Source organism: Bacillus sp. GW821-FHT01G09, assembly GCF_059422205.1.
Genome location: NZ_JBWKWL010000002.1, coordinates 290,921 through 305,072, shown reverse-complemented (window position 1 = coordinate 305,072; position 14,152 = coordinate 290,921). Strand labels below are relative to the sequence as shown.

Annotated in this window: 20 protein-coding genes and 1 riboswitch; of the genes, 6 read left to right on the top strand and 14 right to left on the bottom strand. The window is 45.7% G+C overall.

Features of this window, described 5'->3' with window-relative positions; all coding sequences use genetic code 11:
• Positions 1-49 precede the first annotated feature (49 nt).
• A complete protein-coding gene (locus AC07VD_RS06980; protein ID WP_003232866.1) occupies positions 50-304 on the bottom strand; it encodes a hypothetical protein in 255 nt (84 codons plus the stop codon).
• 116 nt (positions 305-420) lie between these two features.
• Here AC07VD_RS06980 and AC07VD_RS06975 point away from each other — a divergent pair, with 116 nt between their 5' ends.
• Complete coding sequence (locus tag AC07VD_RS06975; RefSeq protein WP_494721668.1) at positions 421-2,700, top strand: ATP-dependent helicase; 2,280 nt, start codon at positions 421-423, stop codon at positions 2,698-2,700.
• A 73-nt stretch (positions 2,701-2,773) separates the two neighbouring features.
• On the opposite strand, the gene spoVIF is transcribed toward AC07VD_RS06975, so the two are convergent.
• From spoVIF to yjcA, 4 genes are all read right to left on the bottom strand, one after another.
• Positions 2,774-3,028: a sporulation-specific transcription regulator SpoVIF gene (gene spoVIF / locus AC07VD_RS06970; RefSeq protein WP_003232870.1), complete on the bottom strand. Its 255-nt coding sequence runs from the start codon at positions 3,026-3,028 to the stop codon at positions 2,774-2,776.
• 132 nt (positions 3,029-3,160) lie between these two features.
• Positions 3,161-3,310 carry a sporulation protein YjcZ gene (gene yjcZ, locus AC07VD_RS06965; protein ID WP_003232872.1) on the bottom strand — a complete coding sequence of 50 codons (150 nt, stop codon included), beginning with the start codon at positions 3,308-3,310 and terminating at the stop codon, positions 3,161-3,163.
• Between the two features lie 81 nt (positions 3,311-3,391).
• A complete protein-coding gene (locus AC07VD_RS06960) occupies positions 3,392-3,598 on the bottom strand; it encodes a hypothetical protein (RefSeq protein WP_017695696.1) in 207 nt (68 codons plus the stop codon).
• A 281-nt stretch (positions 3,599-3,879) separates the two neighbouring features.
• Positions 3,880-4,236 carry a sporulation protein YjcA gene (gene yjcA, locus AC07VD_RS06955; RefSeq protein ID WP_003232879.1) on the bottom strand — a complete coding sequence of 119 codons (357 nt, stop codon included), beginning with the start codon at positions 4,234-4,236 and terminating at the stop codon, positions 3,880-3,882.
• 159 nt (positions 4,237-4,395) lie between these two features.
• Here yjcA and cotV point away from each other — a divergent pair, with 159 nt between their 5' ends.
• The 5 genes from cotV to cotZ all read left to right on the top strand — a co-directional run bounded on the left by cotV (position 4,396) and on the right by cotZ (position 6,971).
• Complete coding sequence (cotV, locus tag AC07VD_RS06950; RefSeq protein WP_003244871.1) at positions 4,396-4,782, top strand: spore coat protein CotV; 387 nt, start codon at positions 4,396-4,398, stop codon at positions 4,780-4,782.
• 41 nt (positions 4,783-4,823) lie between these two features.
• The gene (gene cotW / locus AC07VD_RS06945; RefSeq protein ID WP_024572403.1) at positions 4,824-5,138 is read left to right on the top strand and encodes a spore coat protein CotW; all 315 of its coding nucleotides are present in this window, start codon (positions 4,824-4,826) and stop codon (positions 5,136-5,138) included.
• 100 nt (positions 5,139-5,238) lie between these two features.
• A complete protein-coding gene (gene cotX, locus AC07VD_RS06940; protein WP_003244668.1) occupies positions 5,239-5,757 on the top strand; it encodes a spore coat protein CotX in 519 nt (172 codons plus the stop codon).
• 151 nt (positions 5,758-5,908) lie between these two features.
• A complete protein-coding gene (gene cotY, locus AC07VD_RS06935) occupies positions 5,909-6,397 on the top strand; it encodes a spore coat protein CotY (RefSeq protein ID WP_003239243.1) in 489 nt (162 codons plus the stop codon).
• Between the two features lie 127 nt (positions 6,398-6,524).
• The gene (gene cotZ, locus AC07VD_RS06930; protein ID WP_003244982.1) at positions 6,525-6,971 is read left to right on the top strand and encodes a spore coat protein CotZ; all 447 of its coding nucleotides are present in this window, start codon (positions 6,525-6,527) and stop codon (positions 6,969-6,971) included.
• Positions 6,972-7,063: 92 nt separating this feature from the next.
• Here cotZ and cotO read toward each other — a convergent pair whose 3' ends face one another.
• The 9 genes from cotO to tenA all read right to left on the bottom strand — a co-directional run bounded on the left by cotO (position 7,064) and on the right by tenA (position 13,963).
• Complete coding sequence (cotO, locus tag AC07VD_RS06925; protein ID WP_128737751.1) at positions 7,064-7,747, bottom strand: spore coat protein CotO; 684 nt, start codon at positions 7,745-7,747, stop codon at positions 7,064-7,066.
• Between the two features lie 100 nt (positions 7,748-7,847).
• Positions 7,848-8,624 carry an enoyl-ACP reductase FabI gene (gene fabI, locus AC07VD_RS06920; RefSeq protein WP_003232896.1) on the bottom strand — a complete coding sequence of 259 codons (777 nt, stop codon included), beginning with the start codon at positions 8,622-8,624 and terminating at the stop codon, positions 7,848-7,850.
• Between the two features lie 135 nt (positions 8,625-8,759).
• Positions 8,760-9,575, bottom strand: coding sequence for a bifunctional hydroxymethylpyrimidine kinase/phosphomethylpyrimidine kinase (gene thiD, locus AC07VD_RS06915; RefSeq protein WP_024572871.1), 816 nt, complete (start codon positions 9,573-9,575; stop codon positions 8,760-8,762).
• Between the two features lie 18 nt (positions 9,576-9,593).
• Positions 9,594-10,604, bottom strand: coding sequence for a thiazole biosynthesis adenylyltransferase ThiF (thiF, locus tag AC07VD_RS06910; RefSeq protein ID WP_124059727.1), 1,011 nt, complete (start codon positions 10,602-10,604; stop codon positions 9,594-9,596).
• Positions 10,601-11,371: a thiazole synthase gene (thiG, locus tag AC07VD_RS06905; protein WP_010886483.1), complete on the bottom strand. Its 771-nt coding sequence runs from the start codon at positions 11,369-11,371 to the stop codon at positions 10,601-10,603. The genes thiF and thiG overlap by 4 nt, the downstream gene beginning before the upstream one ends.
• Entirely contained in the window at positions 11,368-11,568 is a 201-nt protein-coding gene (gene thiS, locus AC07VD_RS06900) for a sulfur carrier protein ThiS (protein WP_072173897.1), read from the bottom strand. Before thiS ends, thiG begins: the two co-directional genes overlap by 4 nt.
• Positions 11,568-12,677 carry a glycine oxidase ThiO gene (gene thiO / locus AC07VD_RS06895; protein ID WP_494721667.1) on the bottom strand — a complete coding sequence of 370 codons (1,110 nt, stop codon included), beginning with the start codon at positions 12,675-12,677 and terminating at the stop codon, positions 11,568-11,570. The genes thiS and thiO overlap by 1 nt, the downstream gene beginning before the upstream one ends.
• Positions 12,661-13,278, bottom strand: coding sequence for a thiazole tautomerase TenI (gene tenI / locus AC07VD_RS06890; protein WP_015715674.1), 618 nt, complete (start codon positions 13,276-13,278; stop codon positions 12,661-12,663). Before tenI ends, thiO begins: the two co-directional genes overlap by 17 nt.
• On the bottom strand, positions 13,253-13,963 hold the full coding sequence (gene tenA, locus AC07VD_RS06885) for a thiaminase II (RefSeq protein ID WP_014476446.1): 711 nt from the start codon (positions 13,961-13,963) through the stop codon (positions 13,253-13,255). The genes tenI and tenA overlap by 26 nt, the downstream gene beginning before the upstream one ends.
• A 79-nt stretch (positions 13,964-14,042) precedes the next feature.
• A riboswitch (TPP riboswitch) is annotated at positions 14,043-14,151 on the bottom strand.
• Position 14,152: the final 1 nt, after the last annotated feature.

Here is a 14,152-nt window from a genome sequence, read left to right as displayed (position 1 = left end):
CCGGATTTTTTTCGCATATAAAAAACCGTTCTCTGGTATGAACGGTTTTTTATACATATCGATTAATATATGTGCCCATTCCTTTTTCTCGCAACCTCTTATAAAGAGAGCGCTTACGTTTCATCTCGTTTACTTTTCTTTCAGCGGCCGTTTGATTCTCCTGCTGCTTTTCCAGTTCTTTGTATACCCGCTGAAACGGGACATAGCTGATTTTTTCGGTTCCGGCATAATCCTGCTTATGTCCAATCGTTCTATTAGCATATTGAGCGTATTGCTGGTTCTGAATTTGACCTGCATATATCATACAATACCCACCCCTCTGCTGTCTCTTTTCCCTTAAACTTACTTTTTGAAACACATTTCTTTTGATATGATAGTCATTGTCTGTAATGAACACCTTTTGATTGGGAGGACCCCTTTTTGAAATGCGCCCGACTGAATGATAGAATCATACATTTACATACATATTCGAGAGAACATTATCAATTCCTCTTTGAAGAGGGAATAAAAGGACATTTATTTTGTTCTCATTGCGGAAAGCCCGTTTTGTTACGGCTTAACATCGCCGATCCGCCAGAGTTTATCCATCGCCAGCCAGGCGATTTTCCGGCATGTGAGGAGGCGTGCGAACCGAAGCCCTCTAAAGAGGAAAAAAAAGAAGACGATCAGGAATCTGGTGTCATTCGTTTACCCAAGGGAAAAGCGATCGCCGCTGACCCGTCCCCAGCTGTTACGGAATGGCACCGTCCTAGAAGCATTAAACCAGGAACACCATTTGTGCCAAAAACAATAGAACCCGATACGAGCCTTTTTCCGTCTGTCGGTTTAAACACGGATCAGCTGAAAGCTGTCACGGAAACAGAGGGCCCGCTGCTCGTGCTTGCAGGTGCGGGGAGCGGAAAAACACGGGTGCTGACAGCCCGTGCCGCCCACATGATCGAACACTTAGGCATACCGCCTGAAAATATGCTGCTTGTCACCTTTACAACAAAAGCTGTCGCTGAAATGAAAGAGCGTATGGCGAACCAGTACGGATTACAGCCGGCAAAAGTCAGAAGACTTGTGACAGGAACATTCCACAGTCTGTTTTATAAGATCTTGTATCACTCTAATTCTGCTAAATGGAACGGTGAGCATCTGCTGAAAATGGAGTGGCAGCGGGAACAATATATCAAAAAAGCACTCTATGAAGAGGGCATCGATGAGAAAGAATTCCCAGTTGACCAAGCCCTGCAGCAGATCGGTTTTTGGAAAAACACTTATGTCCCAAATGAACGCATCCCTCTAAAAGATGAGTGGGAAAAACAAGTTTATCGTTTATATGAACATTATGAACGCCAGAAAAAAGAACACAGCCAATTTGATTTTGATGACATGGCTTCAGCCTGCTATGAATTGTTTATCGAGCGACCTGACCTTCTGGAACAATATCAATCTCGGTTTACGTATATCTTAATTGATGAGTTTCAGGACATTAACCCGGTTCAATACAAAATCATGCAAATGCTCGCCAGCCCGGAGCAAAACCTGTGCTGTGTCGGAGACGATGACCAGTCCATCTACGCGTTTCGCGGAAGCAATCCATCTTTCATTCTTGATTTTCAAAAGGATTATCCGGGAGCGAAGACGATCTATTTAACTGCGAACTACAGGTCTACGCACCCGATCGTCTCTAGTGCTGATATCGTCGTGAAAAAGAACAAAAACAGATATGCCAAAACGCTTGAAGCGGCCCGCGATGACATACAGGTCCCTGTGCTGTTTTATCCTTATGATGAAGAGGAAGAAGCCACAATGGTCGTTTCCGATATCAAAGAAAAAATTCAAAATGGAGCCAGTCCAGAAGACTTTGCGGTTCTTTACCGCACAAACAGCGGAGGCCGTGCTATTTATGAAAGGCTTCATCAATCATCAATTCCGTATACAGCTGACCGCGGCGTCCAATCGTTTTATAGCAGACGGATCGTCCGCCAGATTCTCGCCTACTTGTATGCCAGCCAAAATGAGGATGACACCGAGGCGATTAAACACTTGCTTCCCGCCTTGTTTTTAAAACAGTCCGCTTTGAATACGCTGAAGGCCCTCTCGATTACAGAGGACTGTACCATGATCAAAGCGCTGGCCAAATTGCCTGATCTGAAGCCATTCCAGCTGGACAAAATCAAGAAAATCGTACCGTTTTTCGCAAGCCTCCGCACAATGAAACCCGTAGAAGCCATCACCTTTGCAGAAGGAAAAATGGGCTTCTCCGAGTATTTAAAAAAGCGGGGCAATGAGGGCAACAAGCTGGAAAAAGGTTCCGATGACCTGCGCGACATCAAGGTTGTCGCCAAGAAGTTCAAAACGATTCCTGACTTTCTTGCCCACGTAGACCATATGAGGGCCGCTGAGAAAAACAGAACGGATGAACATGGCGTTCAGCTGATGACCATTCACCGGTCAAAAGGCCTTGAATTCAAAACAGTCTACGTGTTAGGCACTGTAGACGGCTCGATTCCGCACGATTTCTCATTAGAAACGGCAAGAAAAGGAGACGAGGCCGCTCTTGAGGAGGAAAGACGCCTTTTATATGTAGCCATGACCCGGGCGAAACAGCATTTATATTTGTCTTGCCCCGCTAACAGGCGCGGCAAAACAGCCAACCGCTCAAGATTTTTGTATCCCCTGCTACAGAAAACAAGACAGCCCTTGCATCATTAACAGCCCGGCAGATTACTGCCGGGTTTTTACGGTAAAAAAAGGCCCGCTGCAGTGAGTCAGCCAGGCCATCCACTTATTTATTATCCATCATTTTAGAAATCGTGCCAAAATCAAGCTTTTCTTTTCCGCTTGTAATAGATTCCACAATTTTATCTTCTAATTCTTTTGGCACGCGTCTGTTTGCCATCTGCGCTACGCGGTTAATCACACTGCGGACTGTATTTTCATCTTTAAAATTAGCGTTTTGGAGTGATCCGGCAAGATTCATTACATCCTGCATCTTCACACCTGTTTTCTTTTCGATGTTCTTAAAAAATTGATTATCCATAATGCGCCTCCTTTTGGCGGAGTAATACGGTATTGTATGAATGCACATAATACAATGTGCTTTTCCAACATTTTTAAAAATAAACACAAGGCAAGGAAGCACGGGTTATAACCCGTACTTCCTCAATACATCTTAAAAGAAAGATGCACCTACGATGATGAGGAGAATGAATAATACGACCAACAAAACAAATGTTGAACCATAGCCGCCGCCGTAACCGCCAGCATAACCGCCATAACAGCCGCCGCCGTAGCCGCCGCCGAATCCGTATCCAAAGCCCATAGATAAGCACCTCCTTTACTCTCTATACACTATGTGAGCTGCTTGGATCGGCTTGGATATTCGCATAGGGCGTTTGCGGATTTACGATTGATCATATTGAGCTTGATGTTTTTTAAGTAAGGCCTCCGTTTTTTCAGCCAGCTCTTCAATCTCATCTTCAAATTCCAGACCGGCTTTATCAAATGCATCCAAGTCTTTTCTGATACGGCCCATCGTGTCTTCATACTCTTTTTGCTTTTGTTCGTGTGGTTCATATCTTCCTTCTATCCATTTTTCAAACTCATTCACTTTTATCCCCCCGCTTATGATATATGCTGAGCGAGGCCGCCCCGTTAAAAAAACAAAAAACCGGAGTTCTCCGGTTTCTTTGCCAGGCTATTGAGGCTTTTTCTTTTTATTTCCGCACCCGCAGCCTTTCTTTTTTATCTTTTTTGATTGATACGATGAATCTGTATATGGAGATTTTTGGGAAGGTTTATTATGTTGATTCATTTTTGTCCCCTTCCTTTCCTTATGTCATATATGCTACTTTATGCGTATTCTGACAGAAAGTTGCTGGTGGTAACGCCTTATTCTTGCAGCCATTTTGATACGAGCGTTTCTATGATGCCGGCAAGGCCGGCGATCGCCAAAAGTAAAATCAGCCACTGCGCCGCTTGCGGGATCAACGCCTGGCATAAAATCAAAAAGCCGGCGCACCACACGCCTGTGCACCAATAGCAGCTCAGTAATTCACCAATAAACGCCCTGACACCGGTTCCCTTAATCACGATATAGGTTTGAATATTCCCGTCCGCATCCTTTTCTTCCTTCTCTTCATGAAACAGACTGCGAAGCGGCGCCATAATCGTGTCAAACACCAGCAGGCGGGCGAGCCGAAAGACCGCAAGCGATAGAAGAACAATTGTCAGCCCATTTATAACCACTCGTTCACTCCTTTGCCAATCATGATCCCTTCACATATATGCCAAAACCCTATTCTTCATGAATTGTATCTTGTCCGGCAGAAAATTGGTTATTTTTATTATTCCGCTCTGCACCCCATTTGCATTATATAGAGTATGGATAAGAAAGGAGTGAAGGTTATGTCATTTGAAGAAAAAGTCGAATCCCTGCACCCTGCAATATTTGAGCAATTATCAAGCGAATTCGAACAGCAGATCGAAGTGATTGATTGCGAAAATATCACAATTGACACGTCACATATAACAGCTGCCCTTTCTATACAAGCCTTTGTGACAACCATGATTATCGTGGCGACTCAGCTCGTCATCGCCGACGAGGATTTGGCTGACGCAGTGGCAAGTGAAATTCTTATTCTCGATAGCTCACAAATCAAAAAAAGAACCATCATTAAAATTATCAACAGCCGCAACATCAAAATTACTTTGTCTGCAGACGAGATAATAACCTTTGTACAAATCTTGCTTCAGGTGTTAAACAGCATTCTTAGTGAACTTGACGTCCTTTAACCCTTTCTTTTTCACAAACTTAAAAGACGAGGTGAAAACAAATGTCAGATAACGATAAATTCAAAGAAGAGCTTGCAAAGCTTCCAGAAGTTGATCCAATGACGAAAATGCTGGTCCAAAATATATTTTCTAAACATGGTGTCACGAAAGACAAAATGAAAAAAGTATCAGACGAAGAAAAAGAAATGCTCTTAAATCTTGTAAAAGACTTACAAGCTAAATCACAAGCGCTAATAGAAAACCAAAAGAAGAAAAAAGAAGAAGCAGCCGTGCAAGAGCAAAACACAAAACCGCTAAGCCGCAGAGAGCAGCTCATTGAACAGATCAGACAAAGACGGAAAAACGATAACAATTAGCCAATCATAAAAAAAATAGGGTTCTTCATCAGGATATATGACTCAGTCAAAATAAGAGGCTCGCTCATTTAATAACAGTAAAAGAAAAGGAGGAATAGATATGGAAAGCAGACCATATTCTTGGGTTGCACTTGATCCTGACTGTGACCATCCGTTAGATGACAAAGAGAAAGATAAAGAAAAACACGAAAGAAAATGTCATTGCGACGTTTGCTGTAATGGCAATGGTTTTTTTGGCAACGACAACGCCTTCATCGACCAAGATCTAGCTCAAGCAAATCTCAACAAACAAGTTTCAGATGAAACGATTATTATTAGAGATTCTTGTGACATCAATGTTACATCTACAGACGTTCAAGCCGTAACATCAGTTGTAACAGCACTTAATGCCGCTGTCGTAACGGCAACTCTGACATCAATTGCAGACGGCGTAATTGCCGAATTAGTCGCACAAGATTTGTTACAGCTTACAGCCAACAAACAAGTAAATCGCCAAAAACTTCTCATCGAATGTTCCCGCGGCGTAAACGTCACAACAGTAGATGCCGATATCGCAACCCTTATCTCTACAGCAACAAATACACTCGTAGCCATCCTAGTTATCACTCTTGTCCTCTAGAACCTAAAAGCAGAGCTAAAAACGCTCTGCTTTTTCTTATTTTCCAAGCATATGATGAATATATAGACGTTCACCCACACCAAGTGGGGCACGGGTACATATGTTGTTAAGGACTAAAGTCAAATACCCTATAAAGAAGGAGCTGAAATCAATGAGCTGCGGAAAAACCCATGGCCGGCATGAGAACTGTGTATGCGATGCAGTGGAAAAGATTTTAGCAGAGCAGGAGGCAGTTGAAGAACAGTGTCCGACTGGCTGCTATACCAACCTTTTAAACCCTACGATTGCTGGAAAAGACACAATTCCGTTTCTCGTTTTCGATAAAAAAGGCGGATTGTTCTCCACATTCGGAAACGTAGGGGGATTTGTGGATGATATGCAATGCTTTGAATCCATTTTCTTCCGCGTCGAAAAATTATGCGATTGCTGTGCAACACTTTCTATTTTACGCCCGGTCGATGTCAAAGGCGATACCTTAAGTGTTTGCCACCCTTGCGACCCGGATTTCTTCGGGCTAGAAAAAACAGATTTCTGCATTGAAGTCGATCTCGGATGCTTCTGCGCGATTCAGTGCCTGTCACCAGAGCTAGTTGACAGAACATCGCCTCATAAAGATAAAAAGCATCATCACAATGGATAAACACTTGTAAAGAGGAATCCCCTTCCAAACTCTATTACAGGTGCAAATCATTCAGCTGCTTCCAGCGTGAGGCAGCTGACTCTCCATCATTTCGCCAGTCTCAAATTTATAAGGCAGGAGGGATAATATGAGCCAGAAAACATCAAGCTGCGTGCGTGAAGCTGTAGAAAATATTGAAGATCTGCAAAACGCTGTTGAAGAAGACTGCCCGACCGGCTGCCACTCTAAGCTTTTATCTGTAAGCCATTCGTTAGGCGACACAGTGCCTTTTGCAATATTTACATCAAAATCAACGCCATTAGTCGCCTTCGGAAATGTCGGCGAACTCGATAACGGCCCTTGCTTTAATACAGTATTTTTCAGGGTCGAAAGAGTGCATGGAAGCTGCGCAACACTGTCATTATTAATCGCATTTGACGAACACAAACACATTTTGGACTTCACCGATAAAGATACGGTGTGTGAAGTGTTCCGACTCGAAAAAACGAACTACTGTATTGAAGTTGACTTAGACTGCTTCTGCGCAATCAACTGCTTAAATCCTCGATTAATCAATCGTACACATCATCATTAATCATAAGCTGGAAAAGCTTGCAGGACTGCAGGCTTTTCTCTATGTAAAAAAGCTGTCCGGCAACATCAGCCGGGCAGCTTTTTTCTTTTTCGTTAAAAACCGAGCGGGTGCAAAGAGGTAATATCATCGATTGCCAGTTCGGTTGGGGCTCCGTTTCCGGTTGTTCGAAGCAGGACGGAATCATTTCTTCTTCCGACAATTACGCCCCTGTACGTTCTTCCATTGGCTTCAATCAAACAAAGCGCTCTCGGCATGTTATGAGGCAGCTTTGTTAAAAAATCAATTTTTTCGTGGATCGTCATCTTGCTCATCGGTTTTTTCACTTTTCGTGCCGGAGGTGCTTTTTCCTCCGCTTTATCAGCACTATGGACAGCTTCCGGTTCTTTCTCAGGCTTCCGGGCCTCAAGTGCAGGCTCTTCCTTTTTTTCTGCTTTCGGGGGCTCGTGTTCAACGGTTTCTTCTACGGCCTGCGGCTCTGCTTTCTGTTCCTCCTGGCTTTTTATGTTCTCTGGCTCTCTCACCTCTTGTGTTTGCTGACTCACTGGTTCGGCTGCAGGCTTTTGGTCTTCTTGCAGGACATCCTGTGCCACGGCTTCCTCCTGCTGCTTCTCATGGTAAGCCGGCTTTTCCTCAGCTTTTGGCGGAGCGGGTTTGTCGGCCTTTCTTTTGATGACAATCTCCTGCATGGATGACCTTGTAGTTTCTGCATAATCCGGCTGAACAATATACATGAGCGGTTTTTTATCCGCGTTTCTTTTCTTATTAGACATCTTCATCCCTCCGATTGTGTCATATTCTATCTATATGACAGAAAGCTGAAAATCAGAAGAAATAAAAAAGCAATCCCTATTCGGGATTGCTTGATATAGATCCTGCTTAGCGGGCAGTGATATGGAAACCTGAATCAACGTGAAGATTTTCACCTGTAATCCCGCGGGACATATCGCTGAACAAGAACGCAGCTGTATCGCCCACTTCTTCAGGTGTTGTCGTGCGGCGAAGCGGTGCACGCTCTTCGATGTCTTTTAAGATAGAGTTGAAATCGCTGATGCCTTTAGCAGATAATGTTCTGATCGGGCCGGCAGAAATGCTGTTGACGCGGATATTTTCTTTTCCTAAGTCAGCAGCTAAATATTTCACACTTGCATCAAGAGAAGCTTTTGCTACACCCATGACGTTGTAGTTTGGCATCACAAGCTCTCCGCCAAGGTACGTCAAAGTGACAATGCTTCCGCCTTCAGTCATCATCGGACGTGCCGCTTTGACAACAGCAGTCAGAGAATATGAGCTGATGTTATGAGCCAAAAGGAAGCCGTCACGATTTGTGTTTAAATATTCGCCGACAAGCTCTTCTTTGTTGGCAAACGCGATACAATGCGCGATACCGTGGATTACACCGACCTGCTCCTTAATGCTTGCGAAGCAAGTTTCGATTTCTGCGTCGTTTGTAACATCGCAAGGGAGGATGATGGAATCGTTGCGGTCTAATGTTCCGGCAAGCTCGTGAACGGATTTCTCCAGGCGTTCACCAGCGTATGTGAAAATCAAACGTGCACCCGCTTCGTGTAAAGAACGCGCAATGCCCCAGGCGATGCTGCGTTTGTTGGCTACCCCCATCACAACAATGTTGCGGCCTTCAAGTGAAAAATTCATATGTATAAAGCCTCCTATATTTAATAAAGACATAGTATTAGTACCTGATCTTAATTCCTATCATATCATAACCTTGTCCAGATGAAAAGCGCATACCGTAGCAAACGCAAAAGAGATCACCATCAGCTGGTGATCTCATCGGCTTGTATTTAAGCTGTTTCGTTTAAAAGCGAAATGGTTTGTCGGCCCGTGTCCTGATCCGATGCCGAGCGTATTTTCCACCGCTTCGCGGACAAAGTTGGCCGCAATCTCAAATGCCTGATGGATGCTGTCTCCTTTAGCCGTTTGGGCCGTTAAAGCCGCAGCAAAGGTGCAGCCTGTGCCATGTGTATGCTTCGTATTGATATAAGGATGGGTGATTTGCATAAACATGCTGCCATCAAAAAGAAGGTCAGTAATGTGATTGTCTTCAGGCTGGTGCCCGCCTTTGATAATGACATGCTGCGCACCCATCTTGACGAGCTGCTCCGCTGCTTTTTTCCGGTCATCCAGCGAGCTGATTGTCATTCCTGTCAGCGTTTCTGCTTCCGGGACATTCGGCGTAATCGCGTAGCTTCTTGGAATGAGCAACTCCTTTAAGGTGGCAACTGACTCATCACGCAGCAAGGATGCCCCGCCCTTTGCGATCATAACCGGATCAACAATTACACGATTGAATCCGTACTCGTCAATTTTTCTTGCCACTTCTTCAATCATGTCGGCATTCCAGAGCATTCCCGTCTTAACTGCATCCGGTCTCAAATCCTCAGCAACAGCGTCAATTTGCTGTCTCAACGTCTCTACAGTCAGCGGATGCACACCGTGAACGCCAAGCGTATTTTGAGCGGTTACCGCCGTAATCGCAGACATTCCGAATACATCAAGCTCTTGAAAGGTTTTAATATCAGCCTGTATCCCTGCGCCGCCGCCTGAATCTGATCCGGCGATTGTCAATGCTTTATATATACTCATTACACTACACTCCTTTTATTACCCAATCCATTTATGATAAATGGATTTTGCCCGGGCAATATCATTTGTTCCATGGATCAAAGCTCTGCCGTCCCGGAACAGCACCATTTTCATATCATCCGAGCGGCAGGAAATTAAATACGGGTTCGCAGCTACTTCAAGCCCGGCCTGCCTCAGCTGAGCGGCAAGCGCTTCAAGATCCGCTTCTTTCGTAATAGATGATCTGATCTGCACCGTGTTCCTACCGCACAATACAGCCGCTTTTGTTTGATTTTCATATGACAAAAACGGAAAATCCTTTGTGCCACAGCTTGGGCATGCGTCATGTTTGAGACTGGCTGCTCTCACTTCTGACCGCTCATTTTTCCACAAATCAAAAGAGCGCAGCACCGGCTCGCACTCCTCTCCCGTCAGCAGCTTCAGTGCATCTGTTACCTGAAAGACTGCTACCTGCAAAACAGCCGGACTGATGATGCCGGCTGTGTCACATGTTGCTCCGCCAATCGGAAGTGTATCGAGCAAGCAATGCAGGCAAGGAGTAGAACCCGGCACCACGGTAAAGGTGAGGCCGTAGCTCCCTACACAGGCACCGTAAAGAAAAGGAATCCCTTCCTTTACCGCAGCATCATTTACGATCAGGCGGGTTTCAAAATTATCAGCCGCATCCACAATAATCGATGCATCCCTAATCAGCTCGAAGATATTTTCTGCTGTCACATCCATGACAAGGCCGGTCACATCAACATCGCTGTTAATCGAACGGAGACGGCGCTCCGCAGCGGCTGCTTTCGGCATTTCTTTTTTGACATCATCTTCTGTATAAAGCTGCTGGCGCTGGAGGTTGCTCCATTCAACATAATCTCTGTCGGCAATTTTCACAGAGCCGACTCCCGCTCTCACCAGCATTTCTGCACTGGCTGTTCCGAGCGCGCCGGCGCCGATAATCACGGCGCGCGCTTCTTTCAATTTTTTCTGGCCGGATGGGCCGATCGGAGCAAACAGCTCCTGCCTTGAATACCTGCCCGTCATACAGGAAGACCTTCTCCCGGACTGCTTGCCGTTCCGTATTGCTTAAGCGGGATTCGGCCCGCCTCATAAGAAAGGCGTCCTGCTTCCACCGCGAGCTTCATGGCACGAGCCATTTTCACAGGATCGTCAGCTCCCGATACAGCCGTATTGAGCAGTACGCCATCCGCTCCAAGCTCCATTGCGTATGCCGCATCTTTAGGCGAGCCGATTCCAGCATCCACGATGACCGGCACTTTCGCCTGTTCAATAATAAACGACAGATTCAAAGGATTTAAGATTCCTTGTCCTGATCCAATCGGAGATGCACCCGGCATGATGGCATGAACGCCGAGCTCTTCCAGCTTTCTCGCCAGCACAACGTCATCCGACGTGTACGGGAGCACAATAAAGCCTTCTTCAAGAAGCTGTTCAGACGCTTTTAATGTCTCAACAGGGTCAGGCAGCAAGGAACGGCTGCATCCGATGACTTCAACTTTAATCATGTCACAAAGGCCTGACGCTTTTGCCAGCCTTGCAATCCGAACCGCTTCTTCAGCAGTGCTGGCGCCCGCTGTATTCGGCAAAAGCGTATATTTGGATAAATCAAGCTGTTCCAGAAAATTCGGCTGAGATGCTTCAAAGATGTTCATTCTCCGCACAGCAAATGTTAAAATATCAGACTCGGAAACAGCTACTGCTTCCTTTTGAATGTCAAACGATGGGTATTTCCCCGTGCCCAGCAGCAATCTTGATTGAAATGATTTTCCGCCAATTGTTAACATGCTCATCCGCCTCCTACAAAATGGACAATTTCAATGACATCACGATCACAAAGCTCAACCTCGTGATAGCGTTCTTTCCCGATTATTTCTTTATTTCTTTCCACGATAACGATTTTATTTTCAAGCTGATACGACGCCAGCAGGTCTTGAATTGTACCTGTGTCTTTTTCCCACTTCACGTCTTTACCGTTCAGCTGTAGGATCATATCTGAACCGCCTCCTTGCGATCAATTCGGAATGCGTGCAGCCAGTCTTGGTTGAACTCTTTATTCATGATGAGATCACTGATCAAAGCGCCCGTTGCGGGAGCAAGCAGGATCCCATTTCTGAAATGGCCCGCCGCAAATAAAATACGGTTGTCCTCAGGATGTCTGCCGATGTACGGTTTTCCATCCTTTGTTCCCGGCCGGAGTCCCGCCCAAAAACGATCCACCTTCATATTCTGTATAGCCGGCAGCATCGTTTTTGCTTTTTTCATAACCGATTCCAATCCGCCAAGATCCGGTGTTTCACTCCAGTCTCCCGGCTTCATTGTCGCGCCGACAACCAGTTTGCCGCTTTTTCTCGGTACGATATAGCAGTGATCATGGTAAAGCGTTTTTGTCAGCGGGATATCATCATTCCAAACGGACAGGCACTCCCCTTTTACAGGGAGAAAAGCATTGTTCAGTCCGAGCTGTTTAAAAAACATCCCGCTCCACACTCCGCTGGCAACGACAACATGATTAGCCCATACGTCTCCGCTAGGGGTCTTGATGGACAGGGCTTCACCGTCACGTTCGACATGCAGGACAGGCGTATGCTCAAAAATCTCCGCCCCAAGCATTTTTGCTGCTTTCACATATGCCTTGCAAACAAAATAAGGCTCCACATGCACATCATCCTGAATAAAAGATGCACCAAAGATGTCACCAGACGCATACGGCTCTTTTTCTAACACCTCTTCTTTTGAATACCAGCTGACAGAGTCCAAATCGTCCATCTGTCTCAGCTGCAGCACATCTTCTACAGAAAATGCAAGCTTAAACATACCGCCGTTATGCTGCCTGATATCCACACCGGATAATGCATAAAGCTCTTCTCCAAGACCTTTGTACAGACGCTGACTGTGCATAGCGAAATCAAAAAACGCGTCACGTTCCTCGCATTCGGCATGGGCGCCCAGCATTCCGGCAGCGGCACTTGTCGTTCTGCCGCCCATTGTTCCGCTTTCAAACAATGCGGTGCTTTTGTTTTCCTTTGCCAAATAATAAGCAATCGCGGAACCGATAATTCCGCCTCCAATAATCACTGCTTCATAATGCCTTTTCATAGCGCATCTCCTTTAGCTTGCGGGAATATCGTCTGGCTGCTTCCAAGGGCTCAGCGGAAGAGAAAATTCCTGACATAACAGCGATGCCGTCTGCCCCTGCTTGTTTTACGTCTCTTAACCTGTCCGGCGTCATCCCCCCGATGGCTATAACCGGGATGGAAATCCGCTGTTTGATATCTGACAGCAAAGATACTCCTCTGCCTTCAAGACCCTTTTTGCAATCCGTTTCAAACACATGGCCGAACAGCACGTAGTCCGCGTCTTCCTTTTCTGCTTGAACCGCTTCCTCCAGTGAATGCACCGACCTCCCGATATGAAGGTGTGGAAATCTGGCTCTGACCTGCTTCGGTGAAAAGCTTCCGCTTGGCAGCTGCACGCGGTGAATAGTAGAGAAAAGTGCAATATCCACGCGCCCGTTCATCACCAGCTTTCGTTTATCTATACCGCCTTCAAAAATAAGCTCGAGCAGTTTCAAAATATCCGCCGCCGATTTTGAGCGTTCCCGAATATGAATAAAATCAACTTCATTCTGAATCGTAATGATGATTCTCGCTAGCTCTTCTACCGGCTTGCTGTCATCCGTTATGGCGTGAAGCTCCACATTCCTCCACCTCTTTTATGGCGCTGTCAGACCAGCCTTCTTTTCGATAGGCCATTCCCCAAAATTGATATTCATAGTAGCTGGAGATGACAAAATTCTCTTTCATCTTGGCACGCACTTCCTCCGTGCTGTTTTCCGCCAGCTCATCAAAGCGGTTGATTTGCTCCTCAACCTGTTGTCTAAACCAGTCACCGCCGTACGTCCCAATCCACTTTTGATAAATCGGATGCCCAGGATCGCAATGCAGCAATTTCTCACCAACCTCGTAATAAAGCCAGTAGCATGGCAGCAGGGCCGCTAAGATTTCTGCGAAATTCCCGCTCAAAACCGAACGGTACATATGGGATGTATAAGAGTACGCTGTAGGAGACGGCTTAAACGCCTTACGCTCTTCCTCGCTGATTTCCAACAGCTCGGCAAACTCGCGATGAAGCGCCATTTCCGCCTCATATGTACCTTGGGCATGGCTTGCCATCCGCCCCGTTGTAAAAAGGTCCTTCGCATAAGCTGCGCCAAATGACTGCACCTTTGCAAAATGCGTTAAATAATAGGAATCTTGAAGTACGTAGTATTTAAAACGGTCAATCGGAAGCGTTCCGTCACCGATTCCTTGAACGAACGGATGGACAAAGCTCCCCTCCCACCATTCTGCGGCTGCGCTGCGGCATTCTTCTGAAAACTTCACAAATCATTCCCCCTCTGATAAATAAAAAAACCACTTTCCCGCAAGGAAAAGTGGTTTGGAATTGGCATAGTAAAATAACACAAATACCGCTCCACTTCCCTACGCAGGTCTGAACCTGTTCAAGTTATGAGGGTCTAAAAGTCACACTTTTATCTCAGCCCTTATGAAGGACACCCCTAGTGGTTAAAC

What these genes read in the sequence shown, in the direction of transcription:
- AC07VD_RS06980 (WP_003232866.1), bottom strand. Translation starts at nt 304, where the DNA reads ATGATATATGCAGGTCAAATTCAGAACCAGCAATACGCTCAATATGCT.
- spoVIF (WP_003232870.1), bottom strand. Translation starts at nt 3,028, where the DNA reads ATGGATAATCAATTTTTTAAGAACATCGAAAAGAAAACAGGTGTGAAG.
- yjcZ (WP_003232872.1), bottom strand. Translation starts at nt 3,310, where the DNA reads ATGGGCTTTGGATACGGATTCGGCGGCGGCTACGGCGGCGGCTGTTAT.
- cotV (WP_003244871.1), top strand. Translation starts at nt 4,396, where the DNA reads ATGTCATTTGAAGAAAAAGTCGAATCCCTGCACCCTGCAATATTTGAG.
- cotW (WP_024572403.1), top strand. Translation starts at nt 4,824, where the DNA reads ATGTCAGATAACGATAAATTCAAAGAAGAGCTTGCAAAGCTTCCAGAA.
- cotX (WP_003244668.1), top strand. Translation starts at nt 5,239, where the DNA reads ATGGAAAGCAGACCATATTCTTGGGTTGCACTTGATCCTGACTGTGAC.
- cotY (WP_003239243.1), top strand. Translation starts at nt 5,909, where the DNA reads ATGAGCTGCGGAAAAACCCATGGCCGGCATGAGAACTGTGTATGCGAT.
- cotZ (WP_003244982.1), top strand. Translation starts at nt 6,525, where the DNA reads ATGAGCCAGAAAACATCAAGCTGCGTGCGTGAAGCTGTAGAAAATATT.
- cotO (WP_128737751.1), bottom strand. Translation starts at nt 7,747, where the DNA reads ATGAAGATGTCTAATAAGAAAAGAAACGCGGATAAAAAACCGCTCATG.
- fabI (WP_003232896.1), bottom strand. Translation starts at nt 8,624, where the DNA reads ATGAATTTTTCACTTGAAGGCCGCAACATTGTTGTGATGGGGGTAGCC.
- thiD (WP_024572871.1), bottom strand. Translation starts at nt 9,575, where the DNA reads ATGAGTATATATAAAGCATTGACAATCGCCGGATCAGATTCAGGCGGC.
- thiF (WP_124059727.1), bottom strand. Translation starts at nt 10,604, where the DNA reads ATGACGGGCAGGTATTCAAGGCAGGAGCTGTTTGCTCCGATCGGCCCA.
- thiG (WP_010886483.1), bottom strand. Translation starts at nt 11,371, where the DNA reads ATGAGCATGTTAACAATTGGCGGAAAATCATTTCAATCAAGATTGCTG.
- thiO (WP_494721667.1), bottom strand. Translation starts at nt 12,677, where the DNA reads ATGAAAAGGCATTATGAAGCAGTGATTATTGGAGGCGGAATTATCGGT.